At 68.5% G+C, this 18,611-nt stretch carries 16 protein-coding genes; 10 read left to right on the top strand and 6 right to left on the bottom strand.

What is annotated here, in order from left to right; all coding sequences use genetic code 11:
* Nucleotide 1 precedes the first annotated feature (1 nt).
* The 5 genes from egtB to KBW98_RS24215 all read left to right on the top strand — a co-directional run bounded on the left by egtB (nt 2) and on the right by KBW98_RS24215 (nt 4,288).
* The gene (gene egtB, locus KBW98_RS15755) at nt 2-1,240 is read left to right on the top strand and encodes an ergothioneine biosynthesis protein EgtB (RefSeq protein ID WP_211521102.1); all 1,239 of its coding nucleotides are present in this window, start codon (nt 2-4) and stop codon (nt 1,238-1,240) included.
* Nucleotides 1,237-2,172 (top strand): YihY/virulence factor BrkB family protein, encoded by a 936-nt coding sequence (locus tag KBW98_RS15750; RefSeq protein ID WP_211521101.1) that lies wholly within the window; start codon nt 1,237-1,239, stop codon nt 2,170-2,172. Before egtB ends, KBW98_RS15750 begins: the two co-directional genes overlap by 4 nt.
* 109 nt (nt 2,173-2,281) lie before the next feature.
* Nucleotides 2,282-2,542, top strand: coding sequence for a hypothetical protein (locus KBW98_RS15745; protein ID WP_211521100.1), 261 nt, complete (start codon nt 2,282-2,284; stop codon nt 2,540-2,542).
* A 13-nt stretch (nt 2,543-2,555) separates the two neighbouring features.
* Nucleotides 2,556-3,251: a DUF2589 domain-containing protein gene (locus KBW98_RS15740; protein ID WP_211521099.1), complete on the top strand. Its 696-nt coding sequence runs from the start codon at nt 2,556-2,558 to the stop codon at nt 3,249-3,251.
* 248 nt (nt 3,252-3,499) lie between these two features.
* Nucleotides 3,500-4,288, top strand: a complete 789-nt coding sequence (locus KBW98_RS24215; protein WP_373888956.1) for a glycosyltransferase — start codon at nt 3,500-3,502, stop codon at nt 4,286-4,288.
* Here KBW98_RS24215 and selD read toward each other — a convergent pair whose 3' ends face one another.
* The 4 genes from selD to KBW98_RS15720 form a co-directional block, all read right to left on the bottom strand.
* Nucleotides 4,289-5,344 carry a selenide, water dikinase SelD gene (gene selD, locus KBW98_RS15735; protein ID WP_211521098.1) on the bottom strand — a complete coding sequence of 352 codons (1,056 nt, stop codon included), beginning with the start codon at nt 5,342-5,344 and terminating at the stop codon, nt 4,289-4,291.
* Nucleotides 5,345-5,355: 11 nt separating this feature from the next.
* Nucleotides 5,356-6,330 carry a selenoneine biosynthesis selenosugar synthase SenB gene (senB, locus tag KBW98_RS15730; protein WP_211521097.1) on the bottom strand — a complete coding sequence of 325 codons (975 nt, stop codon included), beginning with the start codon at nt 6,328-6,330 and terminating at the stop codon, nt 5,356-5,358.
* A gap of 161 nt (nt 6,331-6,491) precedes the next feature.
* Nucleotides 6,492-8,141: a DEAD/DEAH box helicase gene (locus KBW98_RS15725; protein WP_211521096.1), complete on the bottom strand. Its 1,650-nt coding sequence runs from the start codon at nt 8,139-8,141 to the stop codon at nt 6,492-6,494.
* Nucleotides 8,142-8,548: 407 nt separating this feature from the next.
* The gene (locus tag KBW98_RS15720; RefSeq protein WP_211521095.1) at nt 8,549-9,895 is read right to left on the bottom strand and encodes a transglycosylase SLT domain-containing protein; all 1,347 of its coding nucleotides are present in this window, start codon (nt 9,893-9,895) and stop codon (nt 8,549-8,551) included.
* Between the two features lie 370 nt (nt 9,896-10,265).
* Between KBW98_RS15720 and KBW98_RS15715 the strand changes: the two genes are divergently transcribed.
* Entirely contained in the window at nt 10,266-10,835 is a 570-nt protein-coding gene (locus tag KBW98_RS15715) for a DUF1415 domain-containing protein (RefSeq protein ID WP_211521094.1), read from the top strand.
* Nucleotides 10,816-11,031 (top strand): DUF1289 domain-containing protein, encoded by a 216-nt coding sequence (locus KBW98_RS15710; RefSeq protein WP_211521093.1) that lies wholly within the window; start codon nt 10,816-10,818, stop codon nt 11,029-11,031. The genes KBW98_RS15715 and KBW98_RS15710 overlap by 20 nt, the downstream gene beginning before the upstream one ends.
* A gap of 14 nt (nt 11,032-11,045) precedes the next feature.
* Here KBW98_RS15710 and KBW98_RS15705 read toward each other — a convergent pair whose 3' ends face one another.
* Complete coding sequence (locus KBW98_RS15705) at nt 11,046-11,558, bottom strand: DUF1993 family protein (RefSeq protein WP_211521092.1); 513 nt, start codon at nt 11,556-11,558, stop codon at nt 11,046-11,048.
* Between the two features lie 229 nt (nt 11,559-11,787).
* Between KBW98_RS15705 and KBW98_RS15700 the strand changes: the two genes are divergently transcribed.
* The gene (locus KBW98_RS15700) at nt 11,788-14,967 is read left to right on the top strand and encodes an EAL domain-containing protein (RefSeq protein ID WP_211521091.1); all 3,180 of its coding nucleotides are present in this window, start codon (nt 11,788-11,790) and stop codon (nt 14,965-14,967) included.
* Entirely contained in the window at nt 14,924-17,242 is a 2,319-nt protein-coding gene (locus KBW98_RS15695; RefSeq protein ID WP_211521090.1) for a xanthine dehydrogenase family protein molybdopterin-binding subunit, read from the top strand. The genes KBW98_RS15700 and KBW98_RS15695 overlap by 44 nt, the downstream gene beginning before the upstream one ends.
* 98 nt (nt 17,243-17,340) lie before the next feature.
* Here the strand turns inward: KBW98_RS15695 and KBW98_RS15690 are convergent, their stop codons facing one another.
* Nucleotides 17,341-17,757, bottom strand: a complete 417-nt coding sequence (locus tag KBW98_RS15690; protein WP_211521121.1) for a thioredoxin family protein — start codon at nt 17,755-17,757, stop codon at nt 17,341-17,343.
* Nucleotides 17,758-17,852: 95 nt separating this feature from the next.
* Here KBW98_RS15690 and tsaB point away from each other — a divergent pair, with 95 nt between their 5' ends.
* The gene (tsaB, locus tag KBW98_RS15685; protein WP_211521089.1) at nt 17,853-18,599 is read left to right on the top strand and encodes a tRNA (adenosine(37)-N6)-threonylcarbamoyltransferase complex dimerization subunit type 1 TsaB; all 747 of its coding nucleotides are present in this window, start codon (nt 17,853-17,855) and stop codon (nt 18,597-18,599) included.
* Nucleotides 18,600-18,611: the final 12 nt, after the last annotated feature.

The raw sequence follows: 18,611 nt of genomic DNA, 5'->3' as shown, positions 1-18,611 counted from the left end.
CATGGACGCGCTGCGCACAGGAAGCATGCCGATGGGCGAACTGGCCCAGGCCTATGCGGCCGTACGCCAGCGTTCGCTGCGCATTGCCGCGCCGCTCTCGAGCGAGGACTGCTGCGCCCAGTCGATGCCGGACGCCAGTCCCGTCAAGTGGCACCTGGCGCACACCACCTGGTTCTTCGAGACCTTCCTGCTCGAGCCGCACGAACCGGGTTTCCAACCGCATCACCCGGCCTTCCGGGTGCTGTTCAATTCCTATTACAACGGGATCGGCGACAAGCATCCGCGTCCGCGCCGCGGACTGCTGACCCGGCCCTCGCTGGACGAGGTGCGCGCCTACCGCGCCGACGTCGACCGGCGCATGGAGGCGCTGCTGGGCGGGCAGCCCGGCCAGGCGCTCGCCAGCCTGATGGTACTTGGCCTGCAGCACGAGCAGCAGCACCAGGAACTGATGCTCACCGACCTCAAGCACCTGCTGGCCCAGAACCCGATGTACCCCGCCTATACGCCCGAGGCGCTGGACCCGGCCGCGCCCGCGCCGGCGCTGGAATTCATCGAGTTCGATGGCGGCCTGGCCGAGATCGGCTACAACGGCCGGGGTTTTTGCTTCGATAACGAACTGCCGCGCCACCGCGAATACGTGGCGCCCTTCGCGCTGGCGTCGCGCCTGGTCACCAACGGCGAATACCTGGAATTCATCGAGTCCGGCGGCTACCGCGACCCCTCGCTGTGGCTGGCCGAAGGCTGGGACCGCGTCTGCGCCGGCGAGATCCTCCAGCCCCTGTACTGGCTGGAGGAGGGCGGCGCCTGGCGCGAGTTCACGCTGCACGGCGTGCAGCCGCTCGACCTTGCGCGCCCGGTCACGCACGTGTCGCTGTACGAGGCCGACGCCTACGCACGCTGGCGCAAGTCGCGCCTGCCGACCGAGGCCGAATGGGAGTTCGCCGCGCGCCAGGCGGCGCTGTCCGGCGGCAGCCTGCATCCCGAGGGCGCCGACGGCGAAGGCCTGCAGCAGATGTTCGGGGCCTGCTGGCAGTGGACTAGCAGCAGTTACGCACCGTATCCGGGCTATGCCCCGGCGGCGGGCGCCATCGGCGAGTACAACGGCAAGTTCATGGTCAACCAGTACGTGCTGCGCGGCTCGTCCTGCGCCACCCCGGATGGCCATGCGCGCCCGAGCTACCGCAACTTCTTCCCGGCTGGAGCGCGCTGGCAGTTCACCGGGATCAGGCTGGCCCGATGATCCGCGCGCGGGACTGGCGCGCGCGCCTGCTCGACCACCGCGCCAACGTCTACATCCTCACGCATCCGCTCGCCTTCGTCCTGCAGGTGCTCAAGGGCTTCCGCGCCAACCAGGGCCTGCTGCTGGCCGGCGCCGTCGCCTACTACGCCTTGCTGTCCATCGTGCCCTTCCTGATGCTGGTGGTGGTGGTGCTGTCCCACTTCCTCGACCAGGCCGAGCTGCTCGACACCCTGCGCCGCTACCTGGAGCTGCTGGTGCCGGGCCAGTCACGCTCGATCGTGGCCGAGGTCGCGAACTTCCTCGACAACCGGCCCATCATCACCTGGGTGCTGGCGGCCACCATGCTGTTCTTCAGTTCGCTCGCCTTCACGGTGCTGGAAAACGCCATGAGCGTGATCTTCGTGCACCGTTTCGCCGAACGCCGGCGCCACTTCCTGGTGTCGGCCGTGCTGCCGTACTGCTACATCGTGGCCCTGGGCTTCGGCATCATGATCGTGACCCTGGTCGCCGGCACCCTTCAGGTGATGGGCACCGAAAGCGTCTGGCTGTTCGGCGTCGAGTGGTCGCTGGGCGGGGTGTCGGGGGCGCTGCTCTACCTGCTGGGACTGGTGGGTGAGGTGCTGGTGCTGAGCTCGATCTACCTGGTGATGCCGGTCGGACGGCTCTCGGTCTGGCACGCGCTGATCGGCGGCGTCACGGCGGCCTTGCTGTGGGAGGTGGCCCGGCACGTGCTGGTCTGGTACTTCTCGACCCTGTCGCAGGTCAACCTGGTCTACGGTTCGATGACCACGGCCATCGTGGTCATGTTCAGCCTCGAGATCGCGGCGACCTTGCTGCTGCTCGGCGCCCAGACCATCGCCGAGTACGAACGGGTCGGCCATGCCGGCAGCGCCACGCCGCCGATAGCGCCCGCGGCGCCCGGCGTCTCTTGAGTATTGCGGCTAATCAATTTCTTCTCGCTGAGGCAATGGCACAGTAGGGTCTTGCGCCAAACCAAGCGTGCATGCGGAAAACCTGCGCGTAACCTGACCAGGAGATGTCATGAGCCAAGCCGTCGCTGTCGCCTTTCCCTTGCCGGTCGCACTCGCCCTGGGCGCGGTGCTGCTGGTGCTGCTGGCGGTGACGGCGATCCTGGTCTCGCTGCGCAAGCCGGCCCGGGTAAGAAAGCCGGCGGCGCCGGACTGGGTGCACGGCCGCGAACCCATGGCGCCGTTCGACGACGAGGTCCATGGCTTCCGTCTCGGCCACCTGCGTATCGATTCGCTCTCCGACCTGTCCGGCCAGCCGCACGGCCCGCACTGACGAAAGGCCCATCATGTCGATCCGACCTGGCGGCCTGCTGGCCGGGATCAAGCGCGCCGTCGTCGACGCGCACCGCAGCGTGGCCGAGCAGCACATGGAAGAGCTGGCTCAGTACTTCGAGCCGGCGCCGGGCCAGGCGCCGGGCATCCGGTTTCCCGAAGGGCAGTGGGAAGCGCGCAGCGTCGTGCTCAAGGTGCCGCACGAGGCCAGCCGTAACGGCAAGGTGAGCATCGAACAGCGCGCCGTCCACGTGCCCCTGATTACCCTGTTGCCCCTGCGCAGCCACACCATCGAACGGGTCGAGCTGCTCACCACGCTCGACTTCTCGCTGGCGCCGCCGCTCCCGCCCGAGGCAGCCAGCGGCGCGCGGAAAGCCGCCCGGGCCGACCTGCCGTCCGATATCCTGGTCAAGCTGGGCCCCCGCGCTCCACACAGCGCCGAGGTCAAGATCGATCCGGACGCCGACAATCCGCAGTGCGGGCCGGAGCACGACCCCCGACTCTTCCTGCTGGCTGCGTGGATCGACCCCGGTAGGCTACACTGCCGGGCATGGCGCATTTTACTTTTTGCTGGGAGCTGGGCGGCGGACTCGGTCACGCCGGCCGCCTCCGTTCGCTCGCCCAGCCCCTGCTCGCGCGCGGCCACCGGGTCAGCCTGGTGCTGCGCGACCTGGTCCTGCCGCGCAAGCTGCTGGCCGGCCTCGATGTAAAGCTTTACCAGGCCCCGGTCTGGCTGCACCGCACGCAAGGATTGCCTCCGGAGCCGGCCAGCCTGGCCGAGATCCTGCTGGGCTGCGGTTACCTCGACAGCGATGCGCTCGCCGGCCTGGTGGAGGGCTGGCGCGCGCTGTTCACGGTGGATCGTCCCGATCTCGTGATCGCCGACTACGCGCCCACCGCGCTGCTGGCCGCGCGCAGCCTGGGGCTGCGCAGCGCTTCGGCCGGTCCCGGCTTCAGCATGCCTCCCGCGATGGCGGCCTTGCCGCCGCTGAACCTGCACGGCGCGCTGCCACCGGCGCGCCTTGCCGCGGGAGAGACGCGCCTGCTGGCTTCCTGCAACGCCGTCCTGGTAGCGCATGGCGCCGCGCCGCTGGCGCATGGGGCTGAGCTGCTGTTGGGCGAGCATCCGCTGCTGTGCACCTGGCCGGAGCTGGACCATTACGGGCGCGGCGGTCCCGGACCCTGGCTGGGACCGAACCTGCCCGTCGGCGGCGGCATCGCGCCCGACTGGCCTGCAGGAGACGGGCCGCGCGTGTTCGTGTACTGGCCGCTGGGGGGCGAGGAGCAGGGCGCCTGCCTGGCCGCGCTGCTGCGCCAGGGCTGCCGGGTGCTGTGCTATTCGCCCGCGCTGGCGGCGGGCAAGGCGCCGCCGCTCGCGGACCCGGCGCTGCGCTATGCGCGCGCGCCGGTGGCGCTGGAGGAGGTGTTCGAGGACTGCGCGCTGTTCGTGGGTCAGTCCGGCGAGGGCAGCGTGACGCGCGCCCTGCTGGCGGGTGTGCCACTGCTCCTGATGCCGCATTCGGCCGAGAGCTTCATGCTGGCGCGGCGGGTGCGCCAGCTGGGCGCGGGCATCAACGTGGCCGAGACGGCCGCGCCGCGCGACTGGGACGGGATGGTGGGCGCGCTGCTCGGGCAGCCGCGCTACCGCGCCGCTGCCCGCGACTTTGCCGCGCGCTATGCGGATTTCCGCCCGCGGGAGCAGGCGCGGATGCTGGCCGAGCGCTTCGAGGCGCTCGCGGCTTCCTGATCAGGCCACGCGCACGCGAGGCTCGCCGGCTTCCATGCGGCCGATGACGGCCGCTTCGCCGAAGCCTTCGCGCCGGAACAGCGCCAGCACCTCGTCGACCGCCGAGGGATCGCAGGACACCAGCAGGCCGCCCGAGGTTTGCGGGTCGGTCAACAGGGCCTGCTGGGCGGGGCTGATCGCCGCGCCGAGGTCGACATCCTTGCCGTAGGCGTCCCAGTTGCGCCCGGAAGCGCCGGTGAAGAATCCATCGATGGCCAGCTGCAGCACGCCGGGCAGCAGCGGCACCCTGGCCATCTCCAGGCTGGCCGCCAGCTTCGCGCCGCGCGCCAGTTCCAGCAGGTGGCCCAGCAGGCCGAAGCCGGTGACGTCGGTCAGGGCGTGCACGCCCGGCATGTCGGCCAGCAGGCGGCCCGGCTTGTTCAGCTTGGTGGTGTTGGCGATCATGGCGGCGTAGCCGTCCGCATCCAGCTTGTCCTTCTTGAGCGCGGCCGACAGCACGCCCACGCCCAGCGGCTTGCCCAGCACCAGCACGTCGCCCGCGCGGGCGTCGGCGTTGCGCTTGACCTTGGACGGATGCACCAGGCCCATCACCACCAGGCCGTAGATCGGTTCCACCGAATCGATGGTGTGGCCGCCCGCGATCGGAATGCCCGCTTCCGAGCAGACCGACTCGCCGCCGCGGATGATCTGCCCGATGGTCTCGAGCGGCAGCTTGTTGACCGGCATGCCCACCAGGGCCAGGGCCATGATCGGGGTGCCGCCCATCGCGTACACGTCCGAGATCGCATTGGTGGCGGCGATGCGGCCGAAGTCGAAGGGATCGTCGACGATGGGCATGAAGAAGTCGGTGGTGGCGATCAGGGCCTGCTCGTCGTTGAGCTTGTAGACCGCGGCGTCGTCGGCGGTCTCGATCCCGACCATCAGCTCCTTCGGCACCGGGAAGCCGCTGGACTTCTGCAGGATCTCGGCCAGCACGCCCGGGGCGATCTTGCAGCCGCAGCCGCCGCCGTGGGAGAAGGAGGTGAGTTTGATGGGTTGGTCGGGCGTCGTGCTCATATCGGTTCCAGTCAATGCGGTTGTGCGAACAGCAGATTATCCACCAAGTCGCGCAGCGCCGCTTGTTCGGCGGAAGGGAGGAACAGCGGCGCGCGCGCGGCGCACTGGCGCAGCAGCAGGGCATGGAAATCCTGGTCCGCGACGCTGCGCTCGACCAGGCGCGCCAGTGCGCCGGCGTCGCCAAGAGGGAAGTAGCCGGCATAGTCCGACCCCAGCATGCCGCGGTTGCCGCCGATATCCGAGGCCAGCACCGGCACGCCGCAGGTCAGCGCCTCGATGATGACGTTGGCGCCGCCTTCCATTTTCGAGGAGATGGCCATCGCGTGGCAGCGCTTGAGGCGCTGGCGCGCCTGCGTGTGGGGCAGGGCGCCGAGCCAGCGGTAGCGTGGATTGGCCTGCATGGCGGCGCGCGCGGCCACCTCGAGCGCGGGGTCCAGCGCGCCGCCGATGTGCAGCAGGCGCACGGCCGGGTGGGTGATCTCGTTCGCGGCGCGGATGAAGGTCAGCGGGTCTTTTTCGTCGCGCAGGTGGCCGATCATGCAGACGTCGAGGTGGCGCGGCCGCGCGGGCGCTCGATACGGGTGCAGGGTGGGCGCCGACTGGTGGATCACGCGGGCCTTGGGGCGCAGCGCCGGCGGGAGCTGGGCGATGCCGTCTTCCTGCAGGACAACGAGGGCTGTGGCGCGCTGGAGCGAGGCCTGCGCTTCGCGGGACTCGTGGATGTCGCGGTAGAGGTCGGTGCCGGTCAGGACCAGCAGGGAGGGCTTGTCCGGGCGGGTCTCGGCAAAGGAGGCGAGCGAGGCGGCAGAGCGGCGCGCGTGCAGGGCGATCAGGAGATCCGGAGCAGGGTCCTTCGCTCGCCAGCCATCGCTCACCTCGACTTCATGGACGCCGCGCAGGAAGCGCGCCCAGCGGCTGGCGGTCTGCCAGTTGCCGTTGTTGGCCCGGGCCAGGGCGGGGCTGACGATGAGGATGCGCTTGGCCAATGCTCGACTCTTCCTTGGGTGGGAAGAGGATTATACGCCGTGGGTATGCTTAAAACTTGGGTTCCGGCGAAGGCCGGAACCCAAGTTTGCATGAACAGCGCGAACATAAAAAAACGGCTGCCCTCAGGCAGCCATCTTCACCTAGCGTTTGCTATGCGAGCTTACTCACCAAACGAACGACGCGAGCCGTCCATTGAGCGCGGGTGCGCACCCTTGTAGCCGCCTTCGCGGCGCTGGCCGTCGCGCTGGCCGCCGAAGCGGTTGCCTTCGCGCGGAGCAGGGGCGGCGTGGCCGCTCGGACGGCGCTGGTCGCCGTAGCGCGGCGCGCCTTCGCGCGGGGCGCGTTCGGCGTATTGCGGACGCTCGCCCTGGCCTTCACGCGGACCACGGTCGGCGTAGCGGCTTTCGTACTGCGGACGCTCGTAGCCGCCTTCGCGCGGGGCGCGATCGTACTGCGGGCGCTCGCCCTGGCCGTCGCGCGGCGCGCCATACTGCGGGCGTTCGTAGCCACCCTGGCGCGGACCCGAGGGCTTGCCGAAGCTGCGCTGGGCCGGCTTGTTGCGGCCGTCGCCCGGCTTCCAGCCCGGACGCGAGGCAGGCGCTGCGCGCTTCGGTTCGAAGCCTTCCACCACGCCGACCGGGATCGACTGCTTGGTGAAGCGCTCGATGCGGCGCACGTTCATGCCTTCGGCGTGGTTCACCAGCGAGATCGCGATGCCGTTGCGGCCGGCGCGGCCGGTACGGCCGATACGGTGCACGTAGTCCTCGGGGAACTTCGGCAGGTCGTAGTTCACCACGTGGGTGATGGTCGGCACGTCGATGCCGCGCGCGGCGACGTCGGTTGCCACCAGCACCTTGACGCTGCCGCGACGCATGCTGTCCAGGGTGCGGTTGCGCGCGCCCTGGTGCATGTCGCCGTGCAGGGCGGCGGCCGCGAAACCGGCGATGTTCAGGCGGTCGGCGATCATGTCGGCGTCGCGCTTGGTCGCGGTGAAGACCACGGCCTGGTCCATGCTTTCGTCACGCAGCAGGTGGTCGAGCAGGCGGTTCTTGTGCGACAGGTCGTCGACGAAGTGCACCTTCTGCACGATGTTCTCGTGGCGCTTGGTGGCGCTGGCGATCTGGATCACCAGCGGATCCTTGGTGATGCGGCGCGCCATGTTGCCCACCACGCCGTCCAGGGTGGCCGAGAACAGCATGGTCTGGCGGCTGTCCGGGGTCGCGGCGACGATCTTCTCGATGTCTTCGATGAAGCCCATGTCCAGCATGCGGTCGGCTTCGTCCAGCACCAGGATCTGGAGCTGCGAGAAGTCGATCTTGCCCGACTCCATGTGGTCGATCAGGCGGCCCGGGGTCGCCACCAGGATTTCCGGGTTCTTGGCCAGCAGCTGCATCTGCTTCGGATACGGCATGCCGCCCAGGATCGACACGGCGCGGATGCGGCGCATGTCGGCGGTGTATTGTTCGGTCGCGGTGGTGACCTGCAGGGCCAGTTCGCGGGTCGGGGTCAGGACCAGCATCTTCGGCTGGGCCGGTTTAAAGCGGACGCGCTCGCCACGGGCGCGGGCCGACTGCGCTTCTTGCGCAGGGGTGCGGGCCGCCGGTGCAGCCTCGATGCCGGCCAGCTGGTGCAGGGCCGGCAGCATGAAAGCGGCGGTCTTGCCCGAACCGGTCTGCGAGGAGACCAGCATGTCGCGGCCGGCGATGCCGGCGGGGATGGCTTGCTCCTGCACCGGGGTCGGTGCGGTGTAGCCGGCGGCGGCAACTGCCTTGACGAGGGACGCGTGTAAGCCTAGTGCTTCAAAACTCATGTGTTCTTAACTCTTTCGGATTAAATCGTGGCGTTCGCGGACGACGAATAAACGACTGGCGAACGCAAAATAGCAACGCGAACCGACAAACGAAATGACTCAGAATGAAAGAAATTTCGGCACAAAAGCTTTGCGCCGGGACGGTGTCCGACAACGACACACAGGGCGGGAGGGCTTTATGGGAGGCGCTCGAAAGAGCCGCCTGGTTTGCGTAGCTGCTAAGGTGATGCTCAGGAATTCCTGCCGTGGGCTGGTTTCCACCGGACGATGGTCACGGATTTTTTGCAGCGCACAAACAGTACTATACAGTAGTTTCGCAAAGCATGCACGCCCACCGCTTTCGCGGTGTGCAAACCTTGCCTTGCGTAAATAGGCCGAGGCGGCCCCGGTAAGCCGGGGCGCCTGGATCAGCGGCGCTTGCGGGTCGAGGTGGTGGCGCGCGAGACGCGCTTCTTGGCGCCCGATACGCCGGCCTTGGCCTTGAAGCGCTGGGTTCCCGCCTTGGCGCGCTTGGCGCTGCGCTCGGCCTCAAAGGCCACCACGGCATTGTCGATGATGTTCTCGGCGATGTCGGTGTGGGCCATGGCCGAGGTCTTCGGCACCAGGATGGTCGAGCCGGCCTTGAGGCGGGTGCGGTCCGGGATATTGTTGGCCTGGCGGATGACTTCCGGCGTGGTGCCGAACTTCGAGGCCAGCGAGGCGATGGTTTCCTTGGCGCCCGTGATCTTGTGGGTGGTCCAGGACGACAGCGCCTTGCCCCAGCCGGCCAGGTTGACGTGGAATTTCTCCGCGTTTTCCTTCGGCAGCAGGATCTTGGTCTTCTCGCCGCCGGTGATCACCGGCTTCTTGAACTGCGGGTTCAGGGCCTTGAATTCGTCGATCGACATCTCGGCCAGCTGGGCGGCGACGGCCAGGTCGATGTCGCTGGTCTTGTCGACGGCGGTGAAGTAGGGCTGGTTGTCGATCGCCGGGAGCGTGACGCCGAACTGGTTCGGGCTGGCGACGATGTTCTTGACCGCCTGCAGCTTGGGCACGTAGTTGCGGGTCTCGGCCGGCATCAGCTCGGCCAGGCTGTCGAAGTCGGTGGGCTTGCCGAGCGCCTGGTTCTTCTTGATGGCGCGCTGAACATTGCCTTCGCCCCAGTTATACGCCGCCAGGGCCAGGTGCCAGTCGCCGAACATGGTGTACAGGCGCTGCAGGTAGGTCAAGGCCGCGTCGGTCGAGGCGAGCACGCCGCGGCGCTCGTCCTTGAACATGTTCTGCTTGAGGTCGTAGTCCTTGCCGGTGCCCGGCACGAACTGCCAGATGCCGGCCGCGTTGGCGGTCGACAGGGCCTGCGGATTGAAGGCGGATTCGATCACCGGCAGCAGGGCCAGTTCGGTCGGCATGCCGCGCTTTTCCAGTTCCTGCACCACGTGGTAGAGGTAGAGCGAGGCGCGGCCCGAGATGCGGGCCAGGTAGTCCGGGCGGGCGCTGTACCACTGGGCATGGCGGCCGACCAGCTTGTTGTCGACGTCCGGAATCGCGTAGCCGCTGCGGATGCGCGCCCAGAGATCGGTTTCACGGTATTCGTCGGCCTTGATGGCGTCAGCCTTGCCCGGCGCAAGCGCCTGGGGCAGGACCGGACGGGCGTTTGCGGCGGCTGCCGCCTGGGTGGCGGAAGCGGACGGCGTATCCATCGCGTGGCAGAAGGGCGCTGCGGCCGAGAGGGCCAGCGCGGCCAAGGCGAGGGTGGAGCGAGTCTTGTCGTGCATAGCGAGTCCAGTGTTGCGTTCAGGAACGAACGACGTGGGTCAAGGAGGCAGTGTACGAATGAAGCGCTGAGTCAGTCAAGAAATAATGGGTTGCCGTTACAAAAAAACTTGTCTCAGGTTATTTTTGCAAGTTGGCATCGTGAAAACAGAAGATGCCAGGCGTATCACACTTTTTATGCGGAAATAGGGGCCGCCCAATGTGGCGAATGAGACGCCGAGAGGGGATTTCCCGGGACCGGCGCGCCATCGGCCGCCCGGCTTGCGCCCTGTGTGAACCTTAGCCTTGTCAGGCTGTCAATCTATGAGGCGGCGCAAAGAGTGCGTACAATCCGGTCTCCGCCGTACGCTATTTCTTATCGAAAGTTTCATCATGAGCACTGCCAACCTGAACGTGGACGACGATGCGATCATCGCCGCGACCCGCCGCTGGCTGGAGCGGGCCGTCATCGGCCTCAACCTTTGCCCCTTCGCCAAATCGGTCTACGTCAAGGAGCAGGTGCGCTATGTCGTCTCGAACGCCACCACGCCGGAAGCGCTGCTCGAGACCCTGATGGACGAGCTGCAGCACCTGTCGGACACCGATGCGGAGCAGGTCGACACCACCCTGCTGATCCATCCCTTCGTACTCGACGATTTCGAGGACTACAACGAGTTCCTGGACGTGGCCGACGCCGCCGTCGAGGACATGCAGCTCGAGGGCGAGCTGCAGGTGGCCAGTTTCCACCCCCAGTACCAGTTCGCGGACACCGACGTGAACGACATCGCGAACTACACCAACCGCGCGCCGTACCCGATCCTGCACCTGCTGCGCGAGGACAGCATCGCGCGCGCCGTGGAAGCCTTCCCGGACGCCGCCGAGATCTTCGAGAAGAATATCGACACCATGGAAGCGCTCGGCCATGACGGCTGGGACAAGCTCGATGTCGGCCCCGCGCGCTGAGGGGGCGGGGGAGGCGTCCCCGCAGCGTCCCGACACGCCCTGCGTGGCGGTGTGCTCGACTACCTTCGACGAAGTCTGCCGCGGCTGCGGGCGCACGGTGGCCGAGGTGGCGAACTGGGTGGCGATGAGCGCCGAGGACAAGGAGCGCGTGTGGGTGCGCATCCTGTCCGAAGGCTACCCGCGCCGCAACACCTGATCAGGCCGGCCGGTTCATTCGTACTGGCCGATAAAGTCCTTCTTCCCGATCGGCACGCCGTTGTGGCGCAGGATGGCGTAGGCGGTCGTGATGTGAAAATAGAAATTCGGCAGCGCGAAGCGGGTGACATAGGCTTCGCCGCCCGCGAAGTGGCGCGCCCGTTCGCCGGTGCCGTGGGTGATCGCGCGCCCGGCGCCGGCGTCGATGTCCGCCGCCTGCAGGCTGTCGATGAAGCCCAGGGTCTTGGTGATGCGCTGCTGCAGCTCCGAAAAGCTCGTTTCGTCGTCCTCGTAGCGCGGCACCTCTGCGCCGGCCAGGCGCGCGGGAGTGCCCTTGGCGAAGTCGGCCGCGATCTGCACCTGGCGTACCAGCGGGAACATGTCCGGGAACAGGCGCGCCTGGAGCAGGGCGGCGGGTTCGATCCGGTTCTCGAGCGCATGGTTTTCCGCTTTTTCCAGCACCGCGGCCAGGGCGTCAAGCATCTGGCGGAACACCGGCACCGTGGCCGTATACAAGGTCATGCTCATGCGTTTCTCCTTAAAAGAATTCAATCATAGCAATTCCTTCCCGCCGGCGCAGGCATGGGAGGAGACCTGCGCGGCGCGGCCGATGCGTAGCCGCTGCCTTGTCAAGGTGTTGTGTATCCGCATGCGCGCCGCATAGTTAGTGACGCACGGCAAGGTTGTGTGCATAATCTGACAATCCACCTTTTGCAAGAGCCCAGCCCTGGCGTTCATCGGACGCCCCCCACGTGTCATGCCCAGACTCCGCATCGATTTTCGCGCCTTGCCGTCCCGCCTGATCCGGCTGTACGGGCGCACCCTGTATGGCGCGCTGCTGCTGGTGGTGTTCGCCAGCCTGGCCGTGCCCGCCGTGGTCGGCAGCTACCTGCTGGTGGGCGTGCAGGAGCGCGAAGAAACCATCGCCGCGCTGAACGAAAGCGTGCAGCGCAAGGCCGAGATCCTGGCGCTGGGCATGCAGGAATCGCTGTGGGACATGAACGTCGAGGCGGCGCGTTCGCTGGCCGACTCCTTCATGCGCGATCCGGCCGTGGTGCGGGTCGAGGTACGCGGCCTGTCCGACGCCGATTTCGTCGACGTGCGCGCGCAGGGCGGTCCGCTCGGGCGCCTGTACCGCGCCGAACACGCCATCGTGGTGCGCGGCCAGCAGATCGGCCGGGTCGCCATCGAGATGGACGATTACCGCAGCCAGCAGGAGCTGCGCGCCAAGCAGCGCAACTATGCGCTGGTGCTGGCGCTGCAGGTGGGCGTCTCGCTGTTCCTGATCGCGCTGCTGCTCAAGCGCCGCCTGTCCTCGCCGCTGCGCGCCCTGACCCGTTTTTCCGACCGCCTCGCCCGCGGCGATTTCGAGACCCCGCTGGGCCTGTCGGCCGGCGACGAACTGGGACGCCTGGGCGACCAGATGGAGCGCATGCGCATGGCGATCCGCGACCTGTTCGCCGACATCGCCCGGCGCGAGGAACAGTTCCGCACCATCGTCACCCAGGTGCCGGGCGCCGTGTTCCGGGTCAGCCCGGGCGGCCCGATCGACTTCGTCAGCGACGCCATCGAGGAGATCTCGGGCTATTCCGCCGAGCGCTTCATGCGCTCCACCACCGACCACTGGGAAGACATCATCCATCCCGAGGACCGGCGCATGCACCGCCAGATGGCCATGGACGCGGTGCGCGCCGGGCGCGCCTACGAGATCGAATACCGCATCATCGACGCCGGCGGCATCGAGCGCTGGGTGCTGGAGAGCGGCCAGCCGCTCGGTCTGCCGGGCAGCGACTCCTTCCGCGTGGACGGCATCATCTCCGATATCAGCGAGCGCAAGCACAACGAGATGCGCATCGAGGCCCTGCTCACCGAACAGGGCGCGATCCTGGACAACGTCATGTTCGGCGTGCTGTTCGTGCGCCAGAAAACGATCGTCTCGGCCAACCGCCGCTGCGAGGCGCTGTTCGGCTACGGCGAGGGTGAGCTGGTGGGCGGCTCGACCGAATTCCTGTTTCCCAGCGAGGCCGACTACGAACGCGCCTGGACCGAGCACCATGCGCGCCTGCGCGAGGGGGGCGACGGCGGCGAGGAGCGCCAGCTGCAGCGCCGCGACGGCAGCCTGTTCTGGTGCCTGGTGAGCGGCTGCGCGCTCGACCCCGCGCGTCCGAACGAAGGCAGCATCTGGGTGTTCGCCGACATCACCGAACGCAAGCAGGCGGAGGAAAAGCTGCGCCTGGCCGCCACCGTGCTCGAGCACATCGCCGACGGCGTCATGGTGCTCGACGTGCACGGCAAGATCGTGGCCACCAACCCGGCCTTCACCCAGATCACCGGCTATACCGAATCCGAGGCGCTGGGCCGGCGTTCGAGCCTGACCCGCAACCCGGGCGACAGCGGCAAGGACGAGCAGTTCTACCAGGCCTTGTGGCGCGACCTCGCCGAAACCGGCTTCTGGCGCGGCGAGCTGTGGGACACCCGCAAGAACGGCGAGGTCTACCTCGAATGGCTCACGGTGTCGGCGGTGCGCGACGACGGCGATGCGGTGACCCACTATGTGTGCGTGTTCAGCGACATCACCAAGGTCAAGGAATCGCAGGAGAAGCTCGACCACCTGGCGCACCACGATCCCCTGACCGCGCTGCCGAACCGCCTGCTGGTGCACGACCGCCTGCAGCACGCGATGACGCGCGCCAGCCGCGACGGCGAGCAGCTGGCGGTGCTGTTCATCGACCTGGACCGCTTCAAGAACGTCAACGACACCCTCGGCCACCATGTCGGCGACGAGCTGCTCAAGCAGGTGGCGAGCCAGCTGGCCGGCTGCCTGCGCGAAGGCGATACCCTGGCGCGCCTGGGCGGCGACGAGTTCCTGGTGCTGCTCGAGGACGTGGGCGGCGCGGCCGGCGCGGCGCGGGTGGCCGAAAAGCTGATGCACATGTTCGAGCGCTCGTTCACGGTCTCGGGCTACGAGCTGTTCGTGACCGGCAGCGTCGGTATCAGCCTGTTCCCGCAGGACGCCGCCGACCTGAACATGCTGATCCGGAACGCCGACGTCGCCATGTACCAGGCCAAGGCGCGCGGGCGCAACGGCTACGCCTTCTATGCGGCCTCGATGAGCGGCGAGGGCGTCGAGCGCCTGCGCCTGGAAGCCCTGCTGCGCCGCGCGGTGGAAAAGAACGAGATCTTCCTGACCTACCAGCCGCAGGTCGAAATCGACAGCGGCCGCCTGATCGGGGTCGAGGCCCTGGTGCGCTGGCAAAGCCCCGAACTGGGCCTGGTGACGCCGGATCGCTTCATTCCGCTGGCCGAGGACACCGGCTTCATCGGCCAGCTTGGCCAGTGGGTACTGGCCGAGGCCTGCCGCCAGATGATCGTGTGGGATGGCCACGGCCTGCGGGTGCCGAAGATGGCGGTCAACCTGTCGGTGCGCCAGTTCGAGCGCGGCGGCATGGCCGCGACCGTGGCCGGGGTGCTGGCCGAAACCGGGCTGGACGCCGCCCGCCTGCAGCTGGAAGTTACCGAATCGGTGATCATGAATACCGGCGACGCCCTCCAGTTCATCAACGACCTGCATGCGGTCGGGGTAGGGCTGGCGATCGACGACTTCGGCACCGGCTACTCTTCGCTGGCCTACCTGAAGCAGATGCCGGTGCAGACCCTCAAGATCGACCGTTCATTCATCAAGGATATTTCGACGGACAGCAACGATGAAGCCATCGCTATTGCTATCATTCAGCTCGGCAAGAGCCTGAACCTGTCCGTGATCGCCGAAGGCGTCGAACGCGAGGAGCAGGCCGCCTTCCTCCTGCGCCACGGCTGCAACCGGGCGCAGGGCTACCTGTACAGCAAGCCGGTGCCCGCGAGCGAGGTGCTGGCACGATGGGGACACGATCGCAATGAGGAACTTGAAGCTGGTGCCGCCTCCGGCGCCGCAAACTGACCCGGCACTGCCCGCGCGCCGGGGGCGCCGGCGTTTCCTGATCGGCGGCCTGCTGGCCGGCGGCGCGATGCTGGTCGGCTGGGGCGTGCAGCCGCCCCGCCAGCGCCTGCACACGGCCGAGCCGTTGCCAGTGCAGGGCGGCGCGGTCGCCCTGAATGGCTGGATCGCGATCGCTCTTGATGGCACGGTGTCGGTGGTGGTGCCGCGCAGCGAAATGGGGCAGGGCGTGCATACCGCGCTGCCGATGCTGCTGGCCGAGGAGCTCGACGTGCCGCTGGCCGCCGTGCGCGTGGTCAAGGCCCCGATCGACAAGATCTTCGCCAACGTCGCCGTCATGCGCGAGAACCTCCCTTTCCACCCCGACGACGAGGGCAGCGTGCGTCAGGGCGCCAACTGGCTCCTGGCCAAGGTGGGGCGCGAGCTGGGCATCATGTTCACCGGCGGATCGAGCAGCGTGCGTGACGCCTGGACCCCGATGCGCGAGGCGGGCGCGGTGGCGCGCGCCATGCTGCTGCGGGCCGCCGCCGAGGCCTGGGGTGCGAAGCCTGCGGATTGCCGCACCGAGGATGGCTTCGTGATCCACAGCGACGGCCGCCGCGCAGGCTACGGGGCGCTGGCCGCGCGCGCCGCCGCCTTCGACATCGAGCCGGGCGAGGTGCGCCTGAAGGAGCCGGGCGCCTTCCGCCTGATCGGCCAGCCAGTACCGCGCGTGGACAGCCGCATCAAGGCCGACGGCAGCGCGCGCTTCGGCATCGACGCCCGTCCGCCGGGCATGGTCTACGCGGCGGTGCGGATGTCGCCGGTCGTGGGCGGCAAGGTTGGCGCCGTCGACGCCGCCAAGGTAAAGGGCATGCCGGGCGTGATCGCGGTCGCCGATTTCTCGTCCGCGCTCGCCGAGCACAGCGGGGCTGGGGCCGGCGTGGCGGTAGTAGCTTCTACCTGGTGGCAGGCGCGCCAGGCCGCGCAGGCGCTGCCGGTGAACTGGATCGACGGCCAGCATGCGCGGCTGTCGAGCGAGGACGTGTTCGAAGGCTTCGCGCGCGCCCTCGACGGCGACAGCGGCTACGTGTACCAGGAGACCGGGCCTGCCGAGATCAAGGATGCGGCCTTGACCGTGAGCGCCGAGTACCGTGCGCCTTACCTGGCGCATGCGACGATGGAGCCGGTCAACTGCACCGCCAAGGTGGCGGACGGCAAGGTCAGGCTGTGGGCATCGACCCAGGTGCCGAGCATCGCGGTCGACGTGGCGGCGCGGTTGGCCGGCGTGGCGCGCGAACAGGTGGAGATCGAGGTCATGCTGCTGGGCGGCGGCTTCGGCCGGCGCCTGGAGGCGGACATGGTGGCGCAGGCGGTCGCTGTGGCCGCGGCCCCCGGGGTACGCGGCAAGCCGGTGCAGCTGATCTGGACCCGCGAGGACGACACCACCCACGACGTCTACCGCCCGGCGGCCCTGGCGCGCTTCCGCGCCCACCTCGACGCCGAGGGCAATATCCTGTCCTGGGATAACAAGTCGGCGGGCGCCGCGATCGGCCACCAGTACTTCCCGCGCAACCTGGGCCTGCCGGCCGTGGGCCCGGACAAGACCACGGCCGAGGGCGAATTCGACCACCAGTATGCGATTCCCAACCAGCGCGTGGAGCACGTGACCGTGGACAGCCCGGTGCCGATCGGCTACTGGCGCTCGGTGGGGCATTCGCACAACGCCTTCTTCAAGGAGGGCTTCCTGGACGAGCTGGCGCATGCGGGCAAGCAGGACGGGGTGGCGCTGCGCCGTCAACTTCTCGGCGCGCATCCGGGCGCCGTCGCCGTGCTGGACGCGGCGGTAAAGGCGGCGGGCGAACCTGCCGCGGGCCGCGCGCACGGCGTGGCCCTGCACCGCTCCTTCGGGACCACGGTGGCGCAGGTGGCCGAGGTCTCGGTCGAGGGCAAGGATATCCGCGTGCACCGGGTGGTGTGCGCGATCGATTGCGGGATCGTGGTCAATCCCAACATCGTGGCCCAGCAGGTGGAGTCGGCGGTGGTGTTCGCACTGTCGGCGGCGCTGGGCGGCGAGATCACCCTGGCCGAGGGGCGGGTGCAGCAGTCGAACTTCGGCGACTATCCCGTCCTGCGCATGGACCGCGCGCCGCATGTCGAGACCATCATCATGCCGAGCGCGGCGCATCCGGAAGGGGTGGGCGAGCCGGCCGTGCCGCCGCTGGCGCCGGCGGTGGCCGCGGCCGTGTTCAAGTTGACGGGGCAGCGGTTGCGCAGCTTGCCGCTGCGTTTATCGTAGGGTCGGCGGGTCTTCCCGCCGACGCGTCGATACGTGACGCCTGCCTGCTGCGATGCTGCCGACGCTGCTTGAAGGCGTCGGCGGCGAAGCCGCCAACCCTACGCCAATAAAGTACGCAGGTTGCAATCCCGCTGCCACCCGCGCCGCTCCTCGCTCGATTGCGCCAGGCGGGCGAGTTCCTCATCGCTGAGCGCGGCCTGCGCCTGCACCAGCCGGTCCGCCACGGCGCCGTCCGGCAGCATGGTGCCGAAGAAGGCCACGGTGTCGCCGCGCTGCAGCAGCAGGGTAGGGAAGTTGTCCACGTCGAGGTCGCCGACCAGGTCGGCCTGGTCCTCGATGTCGATCCAGACGAAATGCTTGTCGGGGTGGCGCGCGGCCAGCTGATCGAAGGTGGCGCGGTAGGACGAACAGGTGCCGCACCAGGCGGCGCACAGGCAGGCGACGGTCCAGGCGTCGCCGTCGAGGGCGGCGGCGACCGTGTCGCGGGTGGTAGGATCGAGGGTCAGGCTATGCATGAGCGGCATTCTACATCGTGTCGCGGCCTGTCGCCCGCGGCGCTTTCGCCGGTCCGGACCATGGTTGCCGCGCTGCCGAGCGGTTAAAATACGGCATGCCCACTATTCTCGCTATCGAAACCTCGTCCGAACTCGCCTCCTGCGCCCTGCTGGCCGGCGACAAGGTCTTCGTGCGCGCCTCCTCGGGCGTGCGCACCCATTCGCAATCGGTCCTGCCGATGGTCCAGGAACTGCTGGCGGAAGCAGGCCTGGCCCTGGCCCAGGTCGATGCGGTCGCCTTCGGCGCCGGTCCCGGCTCCTTTACCGGCGTGCGCACCGCCTGCGGCGTGGCCCAGGGCCTGGCCTATGGCGCCGGCCTGCCGGTGCTGCCGATGGTGACCCTGGAAGCGATGGCCGAAGCCTGCCGCGCCCGCACCGGCGCGCACGAGGTGCTGGCCGTGCTGGACGCGCGCATGGGCGAGGTGTACTGGGCGCAGTACCGTTTCGACAAGGGCGCCTGGCGCGAGGTCGCCGCCCCCGCGCTGGCCGCGCCGCAGGCCGTGGCGCCGCTGGCCGCACAGGGCTTGCAAGCCTGCGGCAACGGCTTCTCGGCCTATCCCGAGGCCTTCGCCGGTCAGCCCTTCGCAGCCGGCGCACTGGCCGACATCGTCCCGCATGCCCAAGAACTGGCGCTGCTCGCCGTGGGCGCGCTGGCGAACGGGCAGGGCGTGCCCGCGGCCCACGCCCAGCCGATCTACCTGCGCAACAAGGTGGCGTATACCAGCGCCGAGCGCCAGGCCATCAATGCGGACGCCGCCCCCCACGCGGCGGGGGCCCGCCCAAGACCCGCCTGGCCGCAATAGGGCAGCGGGAGT

Source organism: Massilia sp. ST3 (assembly GCF_018119405.1).
Classification (GTDB): domain Bacteria; phylum Pseudomonadota; class Gammaproteobacteria; order Burkholderiales; family Burkholderiaceae_D; genus Telluria.
Note: the sequence above shows the minus strand (reverse complement) of the source record. Positions and strands in the feature narration are given on the sequence as shown.

Coding starts and splice junctions, on each gene's coding strand:
- egtB (WP_211521102.1), top strand. CDS start 2: ATGGACGCGCTGCGCACAGGAAGCATGCCGATGGGCGAACTGGCCCAG.
- tsaB (WP_211521089.1), top strand. CDS start 17,853: ATGCCCACTATTCTCGCTATCGAAACCTCGTCCGAACTCGCCTCCTGC.
- KBW98_RS15695 (WP_211521090.1), top strand. CDS start 14,924: ATGAGGAACTTGAAGCTGGTGCCGCCTCCGGCGCCGCAAACTGACCCG.
- KBW98_RS15715 (WP_211521094.1), top strand. CDS start 10,266: ATGAGCACTGCCAACCTGAACGTGGACGACGATGCGATCATCGCCGCG.
- KBW98_RS15725 (WP_211521096.1), bottom strand. CDS start 8,141: ATGAGTTTTGAAGCACTAGGCTTACACGCGTCCCTCGTCAAGGCAGTT.
- KBW98_RS15720 (WP_211521095.1), bottom strand. CDS start 9,895: ATGCACGACAAGACTCGCTCCACCCTCGCCTTGGCCGCGCTGGCCCTC.
- selD (WP_211521098.1), bottom strand. CDS start 5,344: ATGAGCACGACGCCCGACCAACCCATCAAACTCACCTCCTTCTCCCAC.
- KBW98_RS15750 (WP_211521101.1), top strand. CDS start 1,237: ATGATCCGCGCGCGGGACTGGCGCGCGCGCCTGCTCGACCACCGCGCC.
- KBW98_RS15705 (WP_211521092.1), bottom strand. CDS start 11,558: ATGAGCATGACCTTGTATACGGCCACGGTGCCGGTGTTCCGCCAGATG.
- KBW98_RS15740 (WP_211521099.1), top strand. CDS start 2,556: ATGTCGATCCGACCTGGCGGCCTGCTGGCCGGGATCAAGCGCGCCGTC.
- KBW98_RS15745 (WP_211521100.1), top strand. CDS start 2,282: ATGAGCCAAGCCGTCGCTGTCGCCTTTCCCTTGCCGGTCGCACTCGCC.
- KBW98_RS24215 (WP_373888956.1), top strand. CDS start 3,500: ATGCCTCCCGCGATGGCGGCCTTGCCGCCGCTGAACCTGCACGGCGCG.
- KBW98_RS15710 (WP_211521093.1), top strand. CDS start 10,816: ATGTCGGCCCCGCGCGCTGAGGGGGCGGGGGAGGCGTCCCCGCAGCGT.
- KBW98_RS15700 (WP_211521091.1), top strand. CDS start 11,788: ATGCCCAGACTCCGCATCGATTTTCGCGCCTTGCCGTCCCGCCTGATC.
- KBW98_RS15690 (WP_211521121.1), bottom strand. CDS start 17,757: ATGCATAGCCTGACCCTCGATCCTACCACCCGCGACACGGTCGCCGCC.